14 protein-coding genes, 1 other RNA gene and 1 other annotated feature are annotated in these 16,131 nt (G+C 57.5%); of the genes, 5 read left to right on the forward strand and 10 right to left on the reverse strand.

The genetic code is table 11. From position 1 onward, the window contains the following. The 7 genes from dnaX to prfB all read right to left on the reverse strand — a co-directional run. Window positions 1-1,138: DNA polymerase III subunit gamma/tau (gene dnaX / locus DWV16_RS12625; protein ID WP_118479558.1), on the reverse strand; the 1,138-nt coding region annotated here is incomplete at its 3' end. 54 nt (window positions 1,139-1,192) lie between these two features. Then, window positions 1,193-1,291: signal recognition particle sRNA small type (ffs, locus tag DWV16_RS12630), an RNA gene on the reverse strand. An 89-nt stretch (window positions 1,292-1,380) separates the two neighbouring features. Next, window positions 1,381-1,710, reverse strand: coding sequence for a hypothetical protein (locus DWV16_RS12635; RefSeq protein WP_118479560.1), 330 nt, complete (start codon window positions 1,708-1,710; stop codon window positions 1,381-1,383). Window positions 1,711-1,720: 10 nt separating this feature from the next. After that, a complete protein-coding gene (locus DWV16_RS12640) occupies window positions 1,721-2,587 on the reverse strand; it encodes a DegV family protein (protein ID WP_066454890.1) in 867 nt (288 codons plus the stop codon). 73 nt (window positions 2,588-2,660) lie between these two features. Then, window positions 2,661-4,274 (reverse strand): penicillin-binding protein 2, encoded by a 1,614-nt coding sequence (locus DWV16_RS12645; RefSeq protein WP_066454887.1) that lies wholly within the window; start codon window positions 4,272-4,274, stop codon window positions 2,661-2,663. Between the two features lie 95 nt (window positions 4,275-4,369). Continuing rightward, window positions 4,370-4,783 (reverse strand): EamA family transporter, encoded by a 414-nt coding sequence (locus DWV16_RS12650; protein WP_066454879.1) that lies wholly within the window; start codon window positions 4,781-4,783, stop codon window positions 4,370-4,372. Between the two features lie 28 nt (window positions 4,784-4,811). Continuing rightward, window positions 4,812-5,945, reverse strand: coding sequence for a peptide chain release factor 2 (prfB, locus tag DWV16_RS12655; RefSeq protein WP_066454876.1), 1,134 nt, complete (start codon window positions 5,943-5,945; stop codon window positions 4,812-4,814). A 222-nt stretch (window positions 5,946-6,167) separates the two neighbouring features. On the opposite strand from prfB, the gene DWV16_RS12660 reads away from it, so the two are divergent. The 4 genes from DWV16_RS12660 (at window position 6,168) to pheT (ending at window position 11,940) form a co-directional block, all read left to right on the forward strand. After that, window positions 6,168-7,199 carry an RING finger protein gene (locus DWV16_RS12660; protein WP_118479562.1) on the forward strand — a complete coding sequence of 344 codons (1,032 nt, stop codon included), beginning with the start codon at window positions 6,168-6,170 and terminating at the stop codon, window positions 7,197-7,199. Window positions 7,200-7,232: 33 nt separating this feature from the next. Next, on the forward strand, window positions 7,233-8,102 hold the full coding sequence (galU, locus tag DWV16_RS12665) for a UTP--glucose-1-phosphate uridylyltransferase GalU (protein WP_118479564.1): 870 nt from the start codon (window positions 7,233-7,235) through the stop codon (window positions 8,100-8,102). Window positions 8,103-8,202: 100 nt separating this feature from the next. Further along, window positions 8,203-8,441 (forward strand) — a binding site (T-box leader). A 52-nt stretch (window positions 8,442-8,493) separates the two neighbouring features. After that, window positions 8,494-9,513 (forward strand): phenylalanine--tRNA ligase subunit alpha, encoded by a 1,020-nt coding sequence (gene pheS, locus DWV16_RS12670; protein WP_066454870.1) that lies wholly within the window; start codon window positions 8,494-8,496, stop codon window positions 9,511-9,513. A gap of 45 nt (window positions 9,514-9,558) precedes the next feature. Beyond that, window positions 9,559-11,940 carry a phenylalanine--tRNA ligase subunit beta gene (gene pheT / locus DWV16_RS12675; RefSeq protein ID WP_118479566.1) on the forward strand — a complete coding sequence of 794 codons (2,382 nt, stop codon included), beginning with the start codon at window positions 9,559-9,561 and terminating at the stop codon, window positions 11,938-11,940. Window positions 11,941-12,059: 119 nt separating this feature from the next. Here the strand turns inward: pheT and DWV16_RS12680 are convergent, their stop codons facing one another. The 3 genes from DWV16_RS12680 to DWV16_RS12690 all read right to left on the reverse strand — a co-directional run bounded on the left by DWV16_RS12680 (window position 12,060) and on the right by DWV16_RS12690 (window position 15,062). After that, window positions 12,060-13,079: a zinc-binding alcohol dehydrogenase family protein gene (locus tag DWV16_RS12680; RefSeq protein WP_118479568.1), complete on the reverse strand. Its 1,020-nt coding sequence runs from the start codon at window positions 13,077-13,079 to the stop codon at window positions 12,060-12,062. Window positions 13,080-13,096: 17 nt separating this feature from the next. Next, the gene (gene uxuA, locus DWV16_RS12685; protein ID WP_066454855.1) at window positions 13,097-14,173 is read right to left on the reverse strand and encodes a mannonate dehydratase; all 1,077 of its coding nucleotides are present in this window, start codon (window positions 14,171-14,173) and stop codon (window positions 13,097-13,099) included. Window positions 14,174-14,279: 106 nt separating this feature from the next. Then, the gene (locus DWV16_RS12690; protein WP_066454852.1) at window positions 14,280-15,062 is read right to left on the reverse strand and encodes a GntR family transcriptional regulator; all 783 of its coding nucleotides are present in this window, start codon (window positions 15,060-15,062) and stop codon (window positions 14,280-14,282) included. A gap of 327 nt (window positions 15,063-15,389) precedes the next feature. Here DWV16_RS12690 and DWV16_RS12695 point away from each other — a divergent pair, with 327 nt between their 5' ends. After that, window positions 15,390-16,091 carry a GntR family transcriptional regulator gene (locus tag DWV16_RS12695; protein WP_118479570.1) on the forward strand — a complete coding sequence of 234 codons (702 nt, stop codon included), beginning with the start codon at window positions 15,390-15,392 and terminating at the stop codon, window positions 16,089-16,091. Window positions 16,092-16,131: the final 40 nt, after the last annotated feature.

Raw genomic sequence — 16,131 nt, forward strand, 5'->3', positions numbered from 1 at the left:
GCACCGCGCGTTCGAGCTTCTCCAGCCGGTCGAGTACGCCCTCCAGGCCGCCTCCAAGCTGTTGATCGCAAAGGCGGATAAGCGCCATCTCAAATTCGGTGCGTTTAAAGGCGGTACGGGAAATTTTCCCCATCGTCTCCTGCAGAAGGTCGATCGCCATGAGCACCTGCGGCAGGGTGATCCCTTTCGCCTGCGTACGCAGGCGTTCGAGATCCTCCGGCGTCGCCTGCACAAGCTCCTCCGGCTCCTTCACCGTTTTCACAAGCATCAAGTTGCGAAAATGCCCCACAAGCTGCTCTGTGAGCCGCGCGAAGTCCACCGAATTTTCGCTGAGCGCCTCGACGGTGCGCAAGGCGGCGGTGGGATCCTTCGCAATCGCGGCGGCAGCGAGATCGAACAGATGCCCCTGCCCGGCAAGCCCGGCCGCTTCAGTCACCGTCCGCACGTTGATCTCACCGGTATAAGAGGTGCACAGGTCGAGCAGCGAAAGCGCATCGCGCATGCCGCCGTCCGAAAGGCGGGCGATCAGGAGCGCCGCGTCGTCCGTGAGCGAAAAGCCCTCCTCCCCGGCCACATACAAAAGCCGGTCGGCAATCGTGCGGGATTTGATACGTTTAAAGTCAAACCGCTGGCAGCGGGACAGGATGGTCGGAAGCACCTTGTGGATTTCGGTGGTCGCCAGGATGAAGATGACATGCTCCGGCGGTTCCTCCAAAATTTTCAGCAGGGCGTTGACCGCGCCGGCCGAAAGCATGTGGCACTCGTCGAGGATGTACACTCGGTATTTTGCCACCGAAGGCATGAAATACGCCTCTTCGCGCAGCTGGCGGATGTTGTCAACGCCGTTGTTGCTGGCCGCGTCGATTTCAACCACGTCGAGGATCGAACCCTCATCAATGCCGCGGCAGATCTCGCATTCGTTGCAGGGGTTTCCATCGACCGGATGCAGGCAGTTGACCGCCTTGGCAATGATCTTCGAACAGGTGGTTTTGCCGGTGCCGCGCGAACCGGTGAACAGATAGGCGTGGGAGAATTTTCCCGAAGCCACCTCATTTTTGAGGGTTACGGTGATATGATCCTGTCCAACCACATCCTCAAAGTCCTTCGGCCGCCATTTGCGGTAAAGGGCCTGATACATTCCTCCCACCTCCATTCCGGTTTTTTGACACAAAAATGTGTGCCCACAAATGCGGACATGCAGATTACCTGCGGCGCACATCACAAACCGCTTAATGCTGCTCGGTTCCCCGCCTGACATGGTTCACGGCGCTCTGTCGCACAGGACCCGCATACCCGCATGTCTGGGCACACATGGATCATGCTGATTTTACATAGCCAGAATATTATAGCACAGGAAAGCTACGATTTCAACTACGGATTTCATTCTTCCGCAAGAATTCCCGCTACCGTCCAGCCGGTTGTCACACAGTAGGCCGGGTAATCCTTTGCCTGTGGCCCGCGCACCAGCCAGCACGGCCCGGTGAATAGAAACGGCTCTTCGCCGTCCGCCATCAGAAGCCACACGCCGTCCGGATTCTCACAATACTGTGCGGACCAGCCGTTGCGGATCACGATTTCGTCCCGTTCGCGTTCCGGAAAGGTCGCGGCGACCGCATAGACCGCATGGTAGCGGCCCTCGTCCTTTCCCGGCGCATCGCATCCCGCGAGCAGCATCAGCGCCGTAAACAGCGCTGCCATCCACTTTATCAATGTGGATCGCCTATTTATATTTTGCATAGAAAAAGAGCGCCACAGTCCCAGGACCGGAATGCGCGCCGACCGTCGGGCCGACATAGCTGATCGTGTAGTTTTTCAGGCCAAAGCGTTTGCAGACCTCGTCCGCCACAAACTGCGCGTCATCAATGCAGTCTCCATGGCTCAGGGCGAAGCAGTCGCAGCGTTCCCGGTCGATCTGCTGTTCCATCCCGTCCACCAGCGCAAGCAGCGAAGCGCGCCGGCCGCGCACCTTGCCGGTTGGGACGAGACGCCCTTCGTCGTCGACGTGCAGCACTGGCTTGATGCCGAGCATCGTGCCGAAAAGCGCTGTCGCGGCCGAGACGCGGCCGCCGCGGTGCAGGTGGTTCAGGTCGTCCACCGTGAACAGGTGCGCCAGATGTGGAATATCCGCGCGCAGGCGCCGCGCCGCTTCGTCGATTGTCAATCCCTGTGCCTTGTAGCCGACCGCGCGCGCCACCAGCATCCCCTGCCCTGCCGAAGCAGCCAAGCTATCCAGGACGATGATCTTCGCCTCAGGATGCTCCTGCGCGAGCTCCTCCGCCGCCAGCCGCACACTGTTGTAAGTGCCGGAAAGCGCCGACGAAAACATCACGCAAAGCAGGTCGTTTCCAGCTTCGAGCGCGGGCCCCATGATCGCTTTCGCGCTCTCCAGATTGATCTGTGCGGTGATCGGCATCTTGCCGGCCCGCATCCGGGCATAAAACTCCGGACGGGAAAGCGCCGGATCGTTGCAGTAATAAGTTTTGTCATCCAGGGTATAGGTCAGCTCCATCTCAATGACGTCGTTCGCGGCCGCATATCCGGGAACCAGATCCGCATTGGAATCGGTGACAACGAGGTAATTTCGCATCGGCTCGCCCTCCTCAGGCAGTCATTCTATCCAATATATCATACCATATTTTAGCTGCAAAGACAAGCCGCCGTCAGGATTTTGAAAGGTAAATCCCATCCGCGATCCGCTTAAAGATAGGACCCGCCACGTCCTGTCCGGATTCGCCGCCCTCCACCAGCACGGCAATCGCATATTTTGGCGATTCCGCAGGGAAATATCCCGCGAACCAGGCGTGTACGATCTCGCTGTCCTCATCGCCCGGGGTGCGGTAGATGCCGGTCTGCGCCGAAGCGGTCTTTCCGCCCGCCGTGCTGTAATTCGGCTTGGCCGGCCTGCCGCTGCCGTTCTCCACATTTCCCACGAGAAATTCCCGCAGGATGTCCGAGGTGCGCTTTGAAAAAACCCTGTTCGGCGCATAGGCAGTCGCATGCTCATAGATGGTGCGGCCGTTGTCGGTAAACCCCTCCACCAGCCGCGGCGTGACCGCGTAGCCGCCGTTTGCCACGGTGCAGATCATCTGCGCGATCTGCACCGGCGTCGCGGTCAGGCTTCCTTGTCCAAACGAAAGGTTTGCAACCGCTGCAGGGTTCTCGAGTTCCGCTTCGTCCGGAAGGGTGCCGCTCTGGGTTTTGATGTCGTCGGTGAACTGCGCGGCGCGGGTAAATCCGATGTCACGGGCCATTGAAACGATCCGCTTTCCGCCTGTTTCAAGCCCCAGATTGATAAAAAACGGGTTGCAGGAAACCTCGACCGCTTTTTTCATGTCGATCTCGCCGTGGCCGTTGCGCCAGTGGCAGTAAAAGATATGTCCGTCCACATCGATATATCCTTCGCAGTTATAAGGCGCAAAACGTCCGATCCCAGATTCAAGCGCTGCCGCAGCGGTCACAAGCTTGAAGGTAGAGCCGACGCTGTACTGCGAAAACGCACGGTTGACGAACGGGCTGTCCGGGTCCTTGAGGCTGGCCGCCAGATCGTTTGGATCATAAGCGGGCATCGAAACAGAAGCCAGGATGTTCCCGTTTTCCACATCCATCACAACCGCCGCTCCTTTTTCCACCTCCCGCATCGCATACTGCGCCGCCCACTGGATGTCCGCGTCTAGGGTCAGCACCACGCCGCCATCGCTCTCGTAGTTGTTTTTCACCACCTCAGGCGCCATGGTCGACATCGTACGGCCGACCGCATCGAGCGTATACCGCAGCTGCAGGCTGCCGTCATACTGCCGCAGCAGATCGTTGTAAGCCATCTCGATCCCCGCAGCGCCATCGGTCTTTTCAGGATTCAGGTAACCGATGATGTGCGGAGCGAGCTGCCCGTCCGAATACCGCTGTACCACGTCGAACATATCCACATTTTTCGCATAGACCGAAGCCTCCTCCAGAGGTACAGTGTACGGCTTCTGCGCCTGCGGGTCGAAATCGAACTGTTCGCCTTCCTCGCGGATTGCGACTGTGAGCGCGGCGTTTGCCTCCGGCGACGGCAGCACCGCGGCCACCGTCCGTTTCTTCTGGGCCACCAAAGGCTTTAAATTACAGTCGTAAATAAGTCCGCGGGTCCGGTCTACGTCCAGAAGATAGGTGCTCTGGCTATGCGCCGCCGAAGCGAGCAGATCCCCTTGCGCGGAAAGCATATACATCCGGCAAAGCAGCCCCGTGAACATCAAGACGAGCGCCACATAGATTGAAATTGCTCTTTTTCCCATATTTTATCACCCAGTTTCAGGTTGACCGAAACCGCCGGAAAATATACAAAGGCTCTCCGGCCAGAAAAGGCCGGAGAGCCTTTGTGCAATTTTTATTACAGTACCATAAACAGGGTGCCCGCCAGGATCAGGAACGATCCGATCAGCGCCTTCACGGTGAACGGCTCATGCAGGATGAGAAAGGCCATCACCAGCGTGATGATCACGCTGCATTTGTCAATCGGGACCACCTTGCTCGCTTGCCCAATCTGCAGCGCTCTGTAGTAGCAGAGCCAGGAAAGCCCGGTCGCAAGCCCGGAAAGCACCAGGAACAGCATACTTTTCTGGGAAATATCCTTGATGCCGCTCTGGCTTCCGGTCAGGAACACCATCCCCCACGCGAGCACCAGCACCACCACTGTCCGGATGGCGGTGGCCAGGTTTGAGTTTACATTTTCAATGCCGATCTTTGCCAGGATCGAGGTCAGCGCAGCAAACACCGCCGAGCCAACCGCATAGACCGCCCACATACCGCTTTCCCCCAATTTCGTCATCCAATCAGTCGTCCGCGCCGCCGCTGCCGAGCGTGCCGAGGCTCGCCGCCTTGAGGTAGGCGTTGATAAATCCATCGAGGTCGCCGTCCATCACCGCATTGATGTTGCCCATCTCAAAACCGGTGCGGTGGTCTTTGGCCAGGGTGTAAGGCATGAACACATAAGAACGGATCTGCGAGCCCCACGCAATCTGCATCTGCTCGCCCTTGATCTCGTTGATGTTTTCGAGGTGCTCGCGCTCCTTGATTTCCACCAGCTTCGCGGTCAGCATCTTCATACACATCTCGCGGTTCTGGAACTGGCTGCGCTCATTCTGGCAGGAGACCACGATGCCGGTCGGGATATGGATGAGGCGCACCGCCGAGGAGGTTTTATTGATGTGCTGGCCGCCCGCGCCGGACGAACGGAACACTTCCATCTTGATATCCTCAGGGTCAATTTCCACCGTCTTGTCATCCGGCAGCTCGGGGATGACCTCGAGCGACGCGAACGAGGTGTGCCGCCGGCCGGACGCATCGAATGGCGAGACGCGCACCAGCCGGTGCACGCCCGATTCGGAACGCAGGAAACCGTAAGCGTTGGTGCCTTCGATCAGGATCGACGCGCTCTTGATGCCAGCCTCATCCCCGTCGAGATAATCAAGAATTCGATATTTATAGCCATGGCGCTCGGACCATCGGGTATACATCCGGTAAAGCATCTGGGCCCAGTCCTGCGCCTCGGTGCCGCCCGCGCCCGCATGGAAGGTGAGGATTGCGTTGTTCGCATCGTATTCGCCGGTCAGCAGTGTCGAAAGCTTCTGGGTCTCCAGCTCCTGTTCAAATTTTTCCACATCCGCCAGCGCTTCCGGATAGACCGACTCGTCCTCCTCCTCATTAGCCAGCTCGATGAGGGTCAGCGTGTCGTCGTAAAGGCGGCCGAGCCCGTCGCAGCCCTCCAGCTTGGCGCGGACCTTGGCGGTCTCGAGCTGGTTCTGCTGGGATTTTTCCACGTCGTTCCAGAAGCCAGGGACAGTGGTCTTTTCCTCCAGCTCGGCCAGCTTGCGCCTGAGCCCTTCGTAACCGATCGCCTGCGCCAGGTCGGCAAGCTCGTCCTTATGCCCCTCCAGCCGCAGCCGCAGTTCTTCAAATTGTAACATTCCGTTGCACCATTCCTTGTTAAAATCTAGCAAAATTCATATACGCAAATATTATAGTATTTTCCCCGTAAAATGTAAAGAAAATCTTGTTCCCGCAGGCTTTCCCGGGCCCCAATACGAAATGTTCATAATTACGCCCTTGAAATTTCCAGTATCTTTCTGTATTATGAGATTTTAGAAGTATCGGCATTCGATTGGAATTCTATCTCAGGAGTTGATCTTTTGGCAAACTATACAGGTGTTCATTGCCCGGTGTGCAAGAAACGCTTCACGGATGATGACGATATCGTGGTGTGCCCAATCTGCGGCGCCCCCCATCACCGCGAATGCTATCGGCAGCTTGGCCACTGCGCCCTGGACGAACTGCATATCAAAGGACATACCTGGCAACCGGAAGGCGGCCGGCAGGAGGACCGGTCCGTCCAAGGCTCAAAAGACGGGGCCGCTTCCGGAGACAGCACGGCCTGCCCCGCCTGCGGGGCGCACAACCCAACGACCGGTCTTTTCTGCCAGATTTGCGGCGCGCCGCTCAAAGGCCCCGCCGTGCAGCCCCGGCAGGCCCCGCCGCCCTATGGGGCGAATGGGTTCGGCAGCGCGCAGACGCCCTTCCAGAACGCTTATACCCTGGCGTTTGGCGGACTTTCCCCGGAAGAGGAAATCGACGGCGTTACCGCGCGGGATGCGGCGCTGTTTATCGGGGAAAATTCCCAGTACTTTCTTCCGCGTTTTAAAAAAATGGCGGAAGGTTCGCCGGTCAGCTTCAATTTCTGCGCACTCATCTTCAATTTCCTCTATTTCTTCTACCGCAAGATGTATTTCTTCGGCGGCCTGCTTCTGGGCCTCGTCGTACTGACCCAGATTCCCACTTTCTTCGTCATGCCGGAATATACCGCTTTTATTTTAGCCAATATAGAAGATATCAGCATGGGTATCATGCCTGCGGAATTCATCCCGCAGACCAACCTGTGGGCCTGGGCGGTTCTCCCGTATATGCGCTATTTCACCTTCGGCATCTCGATTGCTTTTGCAGCGTTTGCCAATCGCTTCTATATGGGGTTCGTCCTGCGCAGCGTGAAAAATATCCGCGCCCGGTTTCTCGATCAGAACGGGCAGGTTGCGGATGACCGCGCCTATGTCGACGAACTGGCATACCGCGGGCGCACCAGCCGGGCGGCTGTCATCGCGGTGCTTGGCAGCGTCATTGCATGCTATTTTATGGTCTGCTTCCTCATCGCGGGCATTGTCGCCGTTTAAAAAGGAAGATTTGAAAATTACGGAGGGTTATTCGTGAAGGTACGCAAAGCAGTTATCCCCGCCGCTGGGCTCGGCACCCGGGTGCTTCCCGCATCCAAAGCTGTCCCGAAGGAGATGCTCCCCATTGTGGACAAGCCCGCGATTCAGTATATCGTCGAGGAAGCGGTCGCTTCCGGCATCGAGGACATCCTGATCATCACCAACCGCGGCAAGAGTCTCATTGAGGATCACTTTGATCATGCGCCGGAACTTGAGGAAAAACTGCTTTCTTCCGGCAAACAGGATCTTTACGATACGGTGGTCTCGCTCGCGCATCTGGCGAACATCCAATATGTCCGCCAAAAGGAAACCCGCGGGCTCGGCCACGCGGTCTGGTGTGCGAAATCCTTTGTCGGCAGCGAACCGTTTGCCGTCCTTTACGGCGACGACGTCATCATTTCGGAAAAGCCCGCGATCGGCCAGCTGATGGCCGTCAACGAGCAGTACGGCAAAAGCGTCGTCGGCATCAAGCCGGTGGCGGCCGAACTGCTTCCGAGCTATTGCACGCTTGACGTCAAGCAGGTTCAGGACCGCGTCTACCAGGTGTTCGACATGATCGAAAAGCCGCTCCCGTCTGAGATTCTTTCTAATTTTGCCATCCTCGGCCGCTGCGTGCTGACCCCGGACATCTTCGAACTGATCGAACAGACCCCCCCTTCCCGCAACGGCGAAATCCAGCTCACCGACGCGATGCGCGCTTTTGCAAAACGCGGCGACATGATGGGCGTCGAATACGAGGGCGTCCGCTACGACATAGGCAACAAGCTCGGCATCCTGCAGGCCATCGTCGAAGTGGGGCTTGCCCATCCTGAAATTGGGGACGGGTTCCGGGAATACCTGAAGAGCATTTCCAAGAGTCTCTAGTCTTTTTCGCCCGCAGTGCGGGAAGAAAACCGCCGCGTGCCGGAACATGCAAAAATACCCCTTGCATTTGAATGGGGAACATGTTATAGTAAAATCTAGTTATAACGCGACGACCGGGAGAGTAACAAAACCCGGAGCTGCTCCAGAGAGGTTTGTCACCGGCTGAAAGCAAACCGGAATGCTCCATTTTGTGAAGTTCACCCGTGAGCGGTGCTGCTGAAACAACAGTAGGCGGCGACGGCCCGCAGCCGTTATCCTGCGCAGAAGTGTCCGTTTTGCGATACAAGGCGGAAATTTGGGTGGTACCACGGATTGGCTTGAATGCTGTTCGTCCCTTTGCGGACGGACGGCTTTTTTTATTTTTTAAAACGATGTAAAGGATGATACAGCTATGTTAAACGCTCTGCAAAACATCAAAGAGCAGGCAGCAAAGGCTTTGGCCGATGTTTCCGACCCCAAGGCGCTCGATGAACTGCGCGTCAGGTATCTGGGGAAAAAAGGCGAGCTCACCGCGATCTTAAAGCAGATGGGATCCCTCTCCGCCGAGGAGCGCCCGAAGGTCGGCGCGTTTGCAAACGAAGTGCGCACTTCGATCGAAGCGCTGATCGATGAGAAAGCCGCGGCTCTGAAGGCCGCGATGCTTGAGAAAAAGCTCGAGGCGGAAAAGCTCGACGTGACCATGCCTGGAAAGGCCGCGCCGCTGGGCAAAGCGCACCCGCTTTCCAAGGTGCTCGACGAGATCAAGGAAATCTTCCTCGGCATGGGCTTCTCGATCGCGGAGGGCCCCGAGGTCGAGCTCGACTATTATAACTTTGAAGCGCTCAACATCCCGAAGGACCACCCCGCGCGGGACACGCAGGACACCTTCTACATCTCGGACAACGTCCTTTTGCGTTCCCAGACTTCCCCGGTGCAGGTGCGCACCATGGAAAAGCAAAAGCCCCCCATCCGCATCATCTCCCCCGGACGTGTCTATCGCTCGGACGCCGTCGATGCAACCCATTCCCCGCTGTTCCATCAGATTGAAGGGCTGGTTGTCGACAAGGGGATCACCATGGCCGACCTCAAAGGGACCCTTGAGATGTTTGTCAAGCGGCTGTACGGCGAGGAATCGGTCGTGCGTTTCCGTCCGCACCACTTCCCGTTCACCGAACCTTCTGCCGAGATGGACTTCCAGTGCTTCGCCTGTCACGGCGAAGGCTGCCGGCTCTGTAAGGGTGAAGGCTGGATCGAGATCCTCGGCTGCGGCATGGTACATCCGAAGGTGCTTTCAAACTGTGGGATCGATCCGGAGGAGTACAGCGGCTTCGCGTTCGGCATGGGACTCGAGCGGATCGTCATGCGCCGTTACAACATCGACGACCTGCGGCTCTTCTATGAAAACGACGTCCGGTTTCTGAGCCAGTTTTAAATCCGCGGGCAAGAACCATTTTGAAATTTACGGAGGCTTAACAATATGAATCTGTCAATGAGATGGCTTTATGATTATGTGGATGTCCGGGACGCCGCGCCGCGTGCTTTCGCGGAAGCGATGACCATGTCCGGCTCCAAGGTGGAAGGCTGGGAAACCGAGGGCAGCGAAATCCGCAACGTGGTGGTCGGCAAGGTGACTGAAATCGTCCGGCATCCGGATTCCGATCACATGTTCATCTGCCAGGTGGACGTCGGCGCTGGAGAACCTGTTCAGATCGTCACCGGTGCCCAGAACGTCAAACAGGGGGACTATGTCCCCACCGCGCTGCATGACTCGGACCTGCCCGGCGGCAAACACATCAAAAAGGGCAAACTGCGCGGCGTGGAAAGCAATGGCATGCTCTGCTCACTTTCCGAGCTCGGGCTCACTGCTCACGATTTTCCATATGCGATTGAGGACGGCATCTTCATTCTCGAGGAGCCGGATATGAAACCTGGACAGGACATCCAGAGCGCGATCGGGCTCAATGACACCTGCGTCGAGTTCGAGATCACCTCCAACCGTCCCGACTGCATGTCAGTCGCCGGTCTTGCGCGCGAGGCGGCCATCACCTTCGATAAGCCGCTCAACCTTCCTGCTCCGGTCGTGAAACACACGACCGACGATATCAGCCGCTATCTTTCGGTCAAGGTGGAAGCGCCCGACCTCTGCCCGCGCTATGTCGCCCGGATGGTCAAGAACATCAAAATCGAACCGTCCCCGCGCTGGCTGCGCGAGCGTCTGCGTGCCTGCGGCGTACGCCCGATCAACAATATCGTCGATATCACCAACTACGTCATGCTCGAATACGGCCAGCCGATGCACGCCTTCGACCACAAGTATGTCGAGGGCGGCGAGATCATCGTGCGGCGCGCAAAAGACGGCGAACAGATCATGACCCTGGATGGGGTGGAACGCACCCTCACCTCCGACATGCTCGCCATTGCCGACGCGAAGAAACCTTCCGCAGTCGCGGGCGTCATGGGCGGCGAAATGAGCGGCATCATGGACGACACCAATATGATCGTTTTCGAGTCGGCATGCTTCAATGGCGCGTCGGTTCGCACCACCGCCAAAAAGCTCGGTATGCGCACCGAAGCCTCCAGCCGCTTTGAAAAACAGCTCGACCCGGCTACCTGCATTCCGGCAGTCGAACGCGCCTGCGAGCTCTGCGAGCTGCTCGGCGCAGGCGAGGTGATCGGCGGCATGATCGACGTGGACAACTCGGATCACGAACCGCGCCGCATCCCGTTCGATCCCGCGTGGATCAACCGCTTCATCGGCATCGAAGTCGCGGAGGAAGAGATGCGCCGTATTTTGACGCGGCTCGGATGCAGATTCGAGGATGGCTGTGTGATCCCGCCCTCTTTCCGGCTCGATCTCGAACACAAAGCGGATATCTCCGAGGAGGTCGCGCGTTTTTACGGCTATGACAAGATCCCGTCCACCGCGATCCGTGGCGTGGCAAACGGAAAATATACCCCGGAACAGAAATTTGAGCGCGCAATCAACCGGATTCTACAGGCGCAGGGACTCTATGAAGTCTCCACCTATTCGTTCATCAGCCCCAAATATTACGACAAGATCCGCCTGCCCGCGCAGAGCGAATACCGCAACTGCGTGGTGATCCAGAATCCACTTGGCGAAGACACCAGCGTCATGCGCACCACCGTGGTGCCGTCGATGCTTGAGGTGCTCTCCCGCAACTACAACAACCGCAACAAGTCTGCCGCGCTCTACGAAATCGGTAACGTCTACCTCCCGAAAGATGGCCAGGATCTTCCAGAGGAACGCCCGTTCGTCACCATCGGCATGTACGGCGAGGAACATGACTTCTTCTCGCTCAAGGGTATCCTCGAAACGATGTTCAAGGCGCTGGGTATAAAAGGCGTGGAATATGAAGCCTGCAAGGACCATCCGTCTTACCATCCCGGACGCTGCGCGAAGGTCACGCTTGACGGCACACTGCTCGGTATGGTCGGGGAAGTGCATCCGGCGGTCTGTGAGAACTATCAGATCGGCACGCGCGCCTACATCGCCTGCCTCGACGAAATGCTCCTATTCGGGCATGTCGCTCCGGAGGAAGGTTACAGCCCGCTGCCAAAGTTCCCTGCTTCCACCCGCGATCTCGCGCTCATCTGCGATGACGAGACTCCGGTCGCCTCGCTCGAAAAGGCCATCCGTTCGGCGGTCGGCAATATCCTCGAGCATGTGGGCCTGTTCGACGTCTATCGAGGTGAACAGGTTGCCAAAGGCAAAAAGAGCGTCGCCTACAGCCTGACCCTGCGCGCTGCCGACCGCACCCTCACCGACGAGGAAGCCGACGCGGCCATCAAACGGGTGCTCAAGGCCCTGAAAAACCTGGGCGCGGAAATCCGAAGCTGATCACCGGAAAACGGGAGGGCCGTCCCCAAACCAAAAGTTTGGGAACGGCCCTTTTTTGCGCGCAAAAACAGGGCGGACAGCCGCATCTCTGCGGCCGTCCGCCCTGCCCGTTTCCCGGATCAGTTCATCCGGACGTTGACTTTCAGATAATCGCCGGGATTTTTTTCGATGTCGATGATCGTTTCAGGAGCTTCCTCGAGCGAAATCACCTTGGTGAGGATCCCGCGCGCGTCCACCTTGCCTGTATAGATCAGCTCCACTGCCTCCTCGAATTCGCCCGCGCTGGTGCGCGCACCGCGGACATCAAGCTCTTTGCGGGTGAAAAGGCCGGTGTCGATCTCGGTGGCGTCCTTCGGCCAGCCGGTCAGGATGACGCGGCCCGCGTTTGCCACAATATTGAAGGCATTGAGGATCGCGGGCTTTGCGCCGGACGCTTCCATCGCTACCTGCGCCATACGACCATTCGTGTATTCCTTGATCTTCTCTTCCAGATTCTCCTTGGCCAGGTTGACAGTGCAGCGCACCCCCAATTCCCGCGCCATCTGCAGGCGCTCCTCGACCAGGTCAATCAGGATCGGCTCCGCGCCGTAATGGAGCGCGCCCATCGCGGCCAGCAGCCCGATCGGTCCCGCGCCGGAGATGGCGATATGCTCGCCGGCTTTCAACTGCGCGCGGTGCAAGCCATGCAGCGCGATGGTCAGCGGTTCAGCCAGCGGGATCAGCTCCCACTCCATGTCATCCGGAACCTTCACAAGCATATCCGCCGGGTGGGTGAAATACTCCGCCATGCCGCCCTCGATATGCACGCCCAGTACACGCAGGCTGGTACAGCAGTTGGTGCGCCCGATAGAACAGGGATAGCACTCCCCGCAGTAGAGATATGGATCCACGATCACCTTGTCTCCCGGTTTGAGGCCCTTTTTGTTGTCCTGCGGGATCGAAAGGATCTCCCCCGCGATTTCATGGCCGATCACACGCGGATAACTCACCAGGCTGTTGGCGCCGCGGAACGCCCCGATATCCGAGCCGCAGATACCCGCCATATGCACCTTTAAAAGTGCCTCACCCTGTTTGGGTTCCGGTTTCGGGAGCTCAACCAGCTCCACCTTCCAAGGCTCCGGAATTTTAACTGCTTTCACAATGATTGCCTTCTTTCTTATTTGCCTTGTTTCTCAAGCGCTTCCCAGATTCCATTCAGGTAGGTGATGCCCAGCGCGCGGTCATAGAGGCCGTAACCCGGACGCGCTTTTTCATCCCAGATCATGCGACCGTGGTCAGGGCGGACATAGGTATCCGGGCAGGTGTCATAGATCGCCTTCATGATGGCGTACATGTCAAGCGAACCGTCGCTCGAAAGGTGCGACGCCTCACGGAATTTGTGATAGCCGAGATATTTGACGTTGCGCACATGCATGCAGCCGATGCGGTTTTTCTCACCGAAATGGCGGATGATCGCGGGGATATCATTTTCGGGGTTCGAGCCGAGCGAACCGGTGCACAGGCAGACGGTGTTGCAGGGGCTGTCGACCAGGGCCACGATCTTGTCATAGTCGTCCTGCGAATGCGCGATGCGCGGCAGGCCGAAAATCGGCCACGCGGGATCGTCCGGATGGCAGGCCATCTTGATGCCGACCTTCTCGCAGGTCGGGATGATCTTCTCAAGGAAGTATTTGTAGTTTTCGCGCAGTTTGTCCTCATCAACCGATTTATAGAGCTCAAGCACATGCTCCAGTTCCTTCAGACGCGCGGGCTCCCAGCCCGGCAGGGTGAATCCGTTCGAATTCTTCGCAGTGTTCTCGACAATTTCGAGCGGGGTCATGCCGAGCAGTTCCTGCTCATCGAAATAGAGCGAGTTCGAGCCATCCTCCGGAATTTCACGCGCCAGATCGGTGCGCAGCCAGTCGAGCACCGGCATAAAGTTGTAGACGATCACCTTGATCCCGCATTTGGCCAGGTTTTCGATGGTCTCGATGTAGTTGGCGATATACTTGTCGCGGGTCGGCAGGCCGAGCTTGATGTCCTCATGGACGTTGACGCTCTCGATGACCTCGACCTCGAGGCCGGCGTCATTGACGTGTTTGACATAGTCCCGGATCACGTCAAGCGGCCAGACCTCGCCCGCGGCATACTGGTCAAGCACGCCCATCAGGCCGGTGCAGCCCGGGATCTGTTTGATTTGCTTGAGGGTTACACTGTCGTTGCCTTCTCCATACCATCTGAATGTCATTTTCATTTTGCAAGCACCTCTGTTTTTTATATTTGTAGAGCTCCAGCCGAAGGCCGGTATGACCTTCTCAGTTGTCTGCGGCTCATTTTCGACGTTTTTATATCCCGAAAGTTCAGTCTTCCAGCGCGGCGTTATCATCGCTGTTGCGATAGATTGTGTAGAAGCTTTCCCGGCGTTTGCAAAAGGCGCGCGGCGGGAAGCTCTCCCAGTTTTCAAAATAATCCGGATGCTGCTCATGGATCGTTTCCAGATCCCAGGAAATCCGGGAAAGATGTTCATTGCTGCGCAGAAGCCCGGCTTCCACGTCTCTTGCCTGGATCGCGGCGATGATCCCGGTATGTTCGGCGACCGTCTGTTCCCAGCGAAACCGCGCCTGCAGTTTCAAAAGCCGCACCCGGTACTGGTCGGCCGAAATACTCTGCAGCGCTTCGTTTGCGAGAGACATGCCGGCAAGCGAAAACAGCAGCTCATGGAAAGCGTTATCCAGTTCGAAGACGTCGCAGGTCTGCTTTTGCTCAAAACTGAAGTTCTGCTGGATCAGGTTCGCCTGCAGCTGCATCAGGCCTTCCCGGCCGATGCCCTCGGTACAGAGGACGCGCATCGCCGCCTGTTCGAGCAGGTTGCGCATGCAGGTTGCCTCATAAACCCGTTTCATATCGATCCGCGACACATACGACCCGCGCTGCGGATAAATTTTGAGCAAGCCTTCGGTCATCAAACGCACTGACGCGCTTTGCAGCGGCGTGCGGCTGACCTGCAGCAGTTTGCCGATCTCTGTTGGGCCAAGGCATTCGCCCGGCAGGAGGTTCCCGGCCAGGATGTTCTTGCGCAGCACACGGTAGACATATTCCCCCGCCGGTTCGGACGGCAGGGATGGGTAGACTGTCAGATTCATCCCTGTTCCCCCATTGCTTCTAAAGAATCCTTCAACTAGCATGCTAGCATGAATGAGAAGTTTTCGCAATATGTATCATCGATTTTATAGATTTTTGTAAATTCTGTCAATTTTTTGCGGAGATATCCTGTCTATTTTTTCGATGTTTTTGCCTCGTATTCCACAGTCCCACACGGATATCCGGCCATTTTTCCAATGCTTCCACCGCTATTTACAATTTAGACACATTTTGAAAAAACTCGCGCCCTTCCCCCCGCCGGTTGACAGGCGGATTCCCGCCGGTTTATAATAAATCATTAAAACCAATCTGGGAGGGCCCTCATAATTATGCTGACGCTTCTCGAACGCCGCCCCCGGGAACCGGCGGGGGATTACGCTTTCCGGGTTCTGCATCACAATATCCTGCACCTGATCCTGAAACCCGGGCAGCCGATCAATGAATCGGCCCTTTCGCAGATTCTTGGCGTGAGCCGGACCCCTGTGCGGGAGGCGCTCTCCTATCTGTCGCGGCTGCGCCTGGTGGACGTACTCCCACAGCGCGGCAGCCGCGTCTCGCTCATCGATACCAGCCTGATCGATGAGGCCAAACGCGCGCGGTATATCCTCGAATCGGCCATGACCGAAACCGCGTGCGGGCTTGCCACGCAGAAAGACCTGCAGGAGCTGGAAAACAACCTCTACATGCAGAAATTCTATCTGGAGCAGGAAAACTATGAGCAGCTGATCGAGCTGGATAACGCTTTCCATGCCGCCATCTTCCGGATCGCCCGCTCCGGGCGCATCTATGAGGCGATGTCCCGCCTGCTCGGGCAGTACAACATCATGCGCTGTCTTTGCCTGCAAAGCCTGAGCGCTCCTCATGCGGTTGCGGAACACGAGCTGATCCTCGAAGCCTTCAAAAGCCGCAACGCCCAGGTCGCCGTGCGGGAGATCCAAAACCACGTGGCACGCTATAAGGCCGACGAGCAGCGGATTTTGGAGGACTGTCCGCAGTATTTTCTTCCCTGCGCCGAGGAGGACGGGCGCTGACCCCGAAATCACAGAAAATCCCCGGAACGGCAAAAATGCC

It is taken from the genome of Anaerotruncus sp. AF02-27 (genome assembly GCF_003465835.1).
In the GTDB taxonomy this organism is placed as follows: domain Bacteria; phylum Bacillota; class Clostridia; order Oscillospirales; family Ruminococcaceae; genus Anaerotruncus; species Anaerotruncus rubiinfantis.

What these genes read in the sequence shown, in the direction of transcription:
- DWV16_RS12650 (WP_066454879.1), bottom strand. Translation starts at nt 4,783, where the DNA reads ATGTGGGCGGTCTATGCGGTTGGCTCGGCGGTGTTTGCTGCGCTGACC.
- pheT (WP_118479566.1), top strand. Translation starts at nt 9,559, where the DNA reads ATGAATCTGTCAATGAGATGGCTTTATGATTATGTGGATGTCCGGGAC.
- uxuA (WP_066454855.1), bottom strand. Translation starts at nt 14,173, where the DNA reads ATGAAAATGACATTCAGATGGTATGGAGAAGGCAACGACAGTGTAACC.
- DWV16_RS12640 (WP_066454890.1), bottom strand. Translation starts at nt 2,587, where the DNA reads ATGCGAAATTACCTCGTTGTCACCGATTCCAATGCGGATCTGGTTCCC.
- pheS (WP_066454870.1), top strand. Translation starts at nt 8,494, where the DNA reads ATGTTAAACGCTCTGCAAAACATCAAAGAGCAGGCAGCAAAGGCTTTG.
- DWV16_RS12695 (WP_118479570.1), top strand. Translation starts at nt 15,390, where the DNA reads ATGCTGACGCTTCTCGAACGCCGCCCCCGGGAACCGGCGGGGGATTAC.
- DWV16_RS12645 (WP_066454887.1), bottom strand. Translation starts at nt 4,274, where the DNA reads ATGGGAAAAAGAGCAATTTCAATCTATGTGGCGCTCGTCTTGATGTTC.
- DWV16_RS12690 (WP_066454852.1), bottom strand. Translation starts at nt 15,062, where the DNA reads ATGAATCTGACAGTCTACCCATCCCTGCCGTCCGAACCGGCGGGGGAA.
- prfB (WP_066454876.1), bottom strand. Translation starts at nt 5,945, where the DNA reads ATGTTACAATTTGAAGAACTGCGGCTGCGGCTGGAGGGGCATAAGGAC.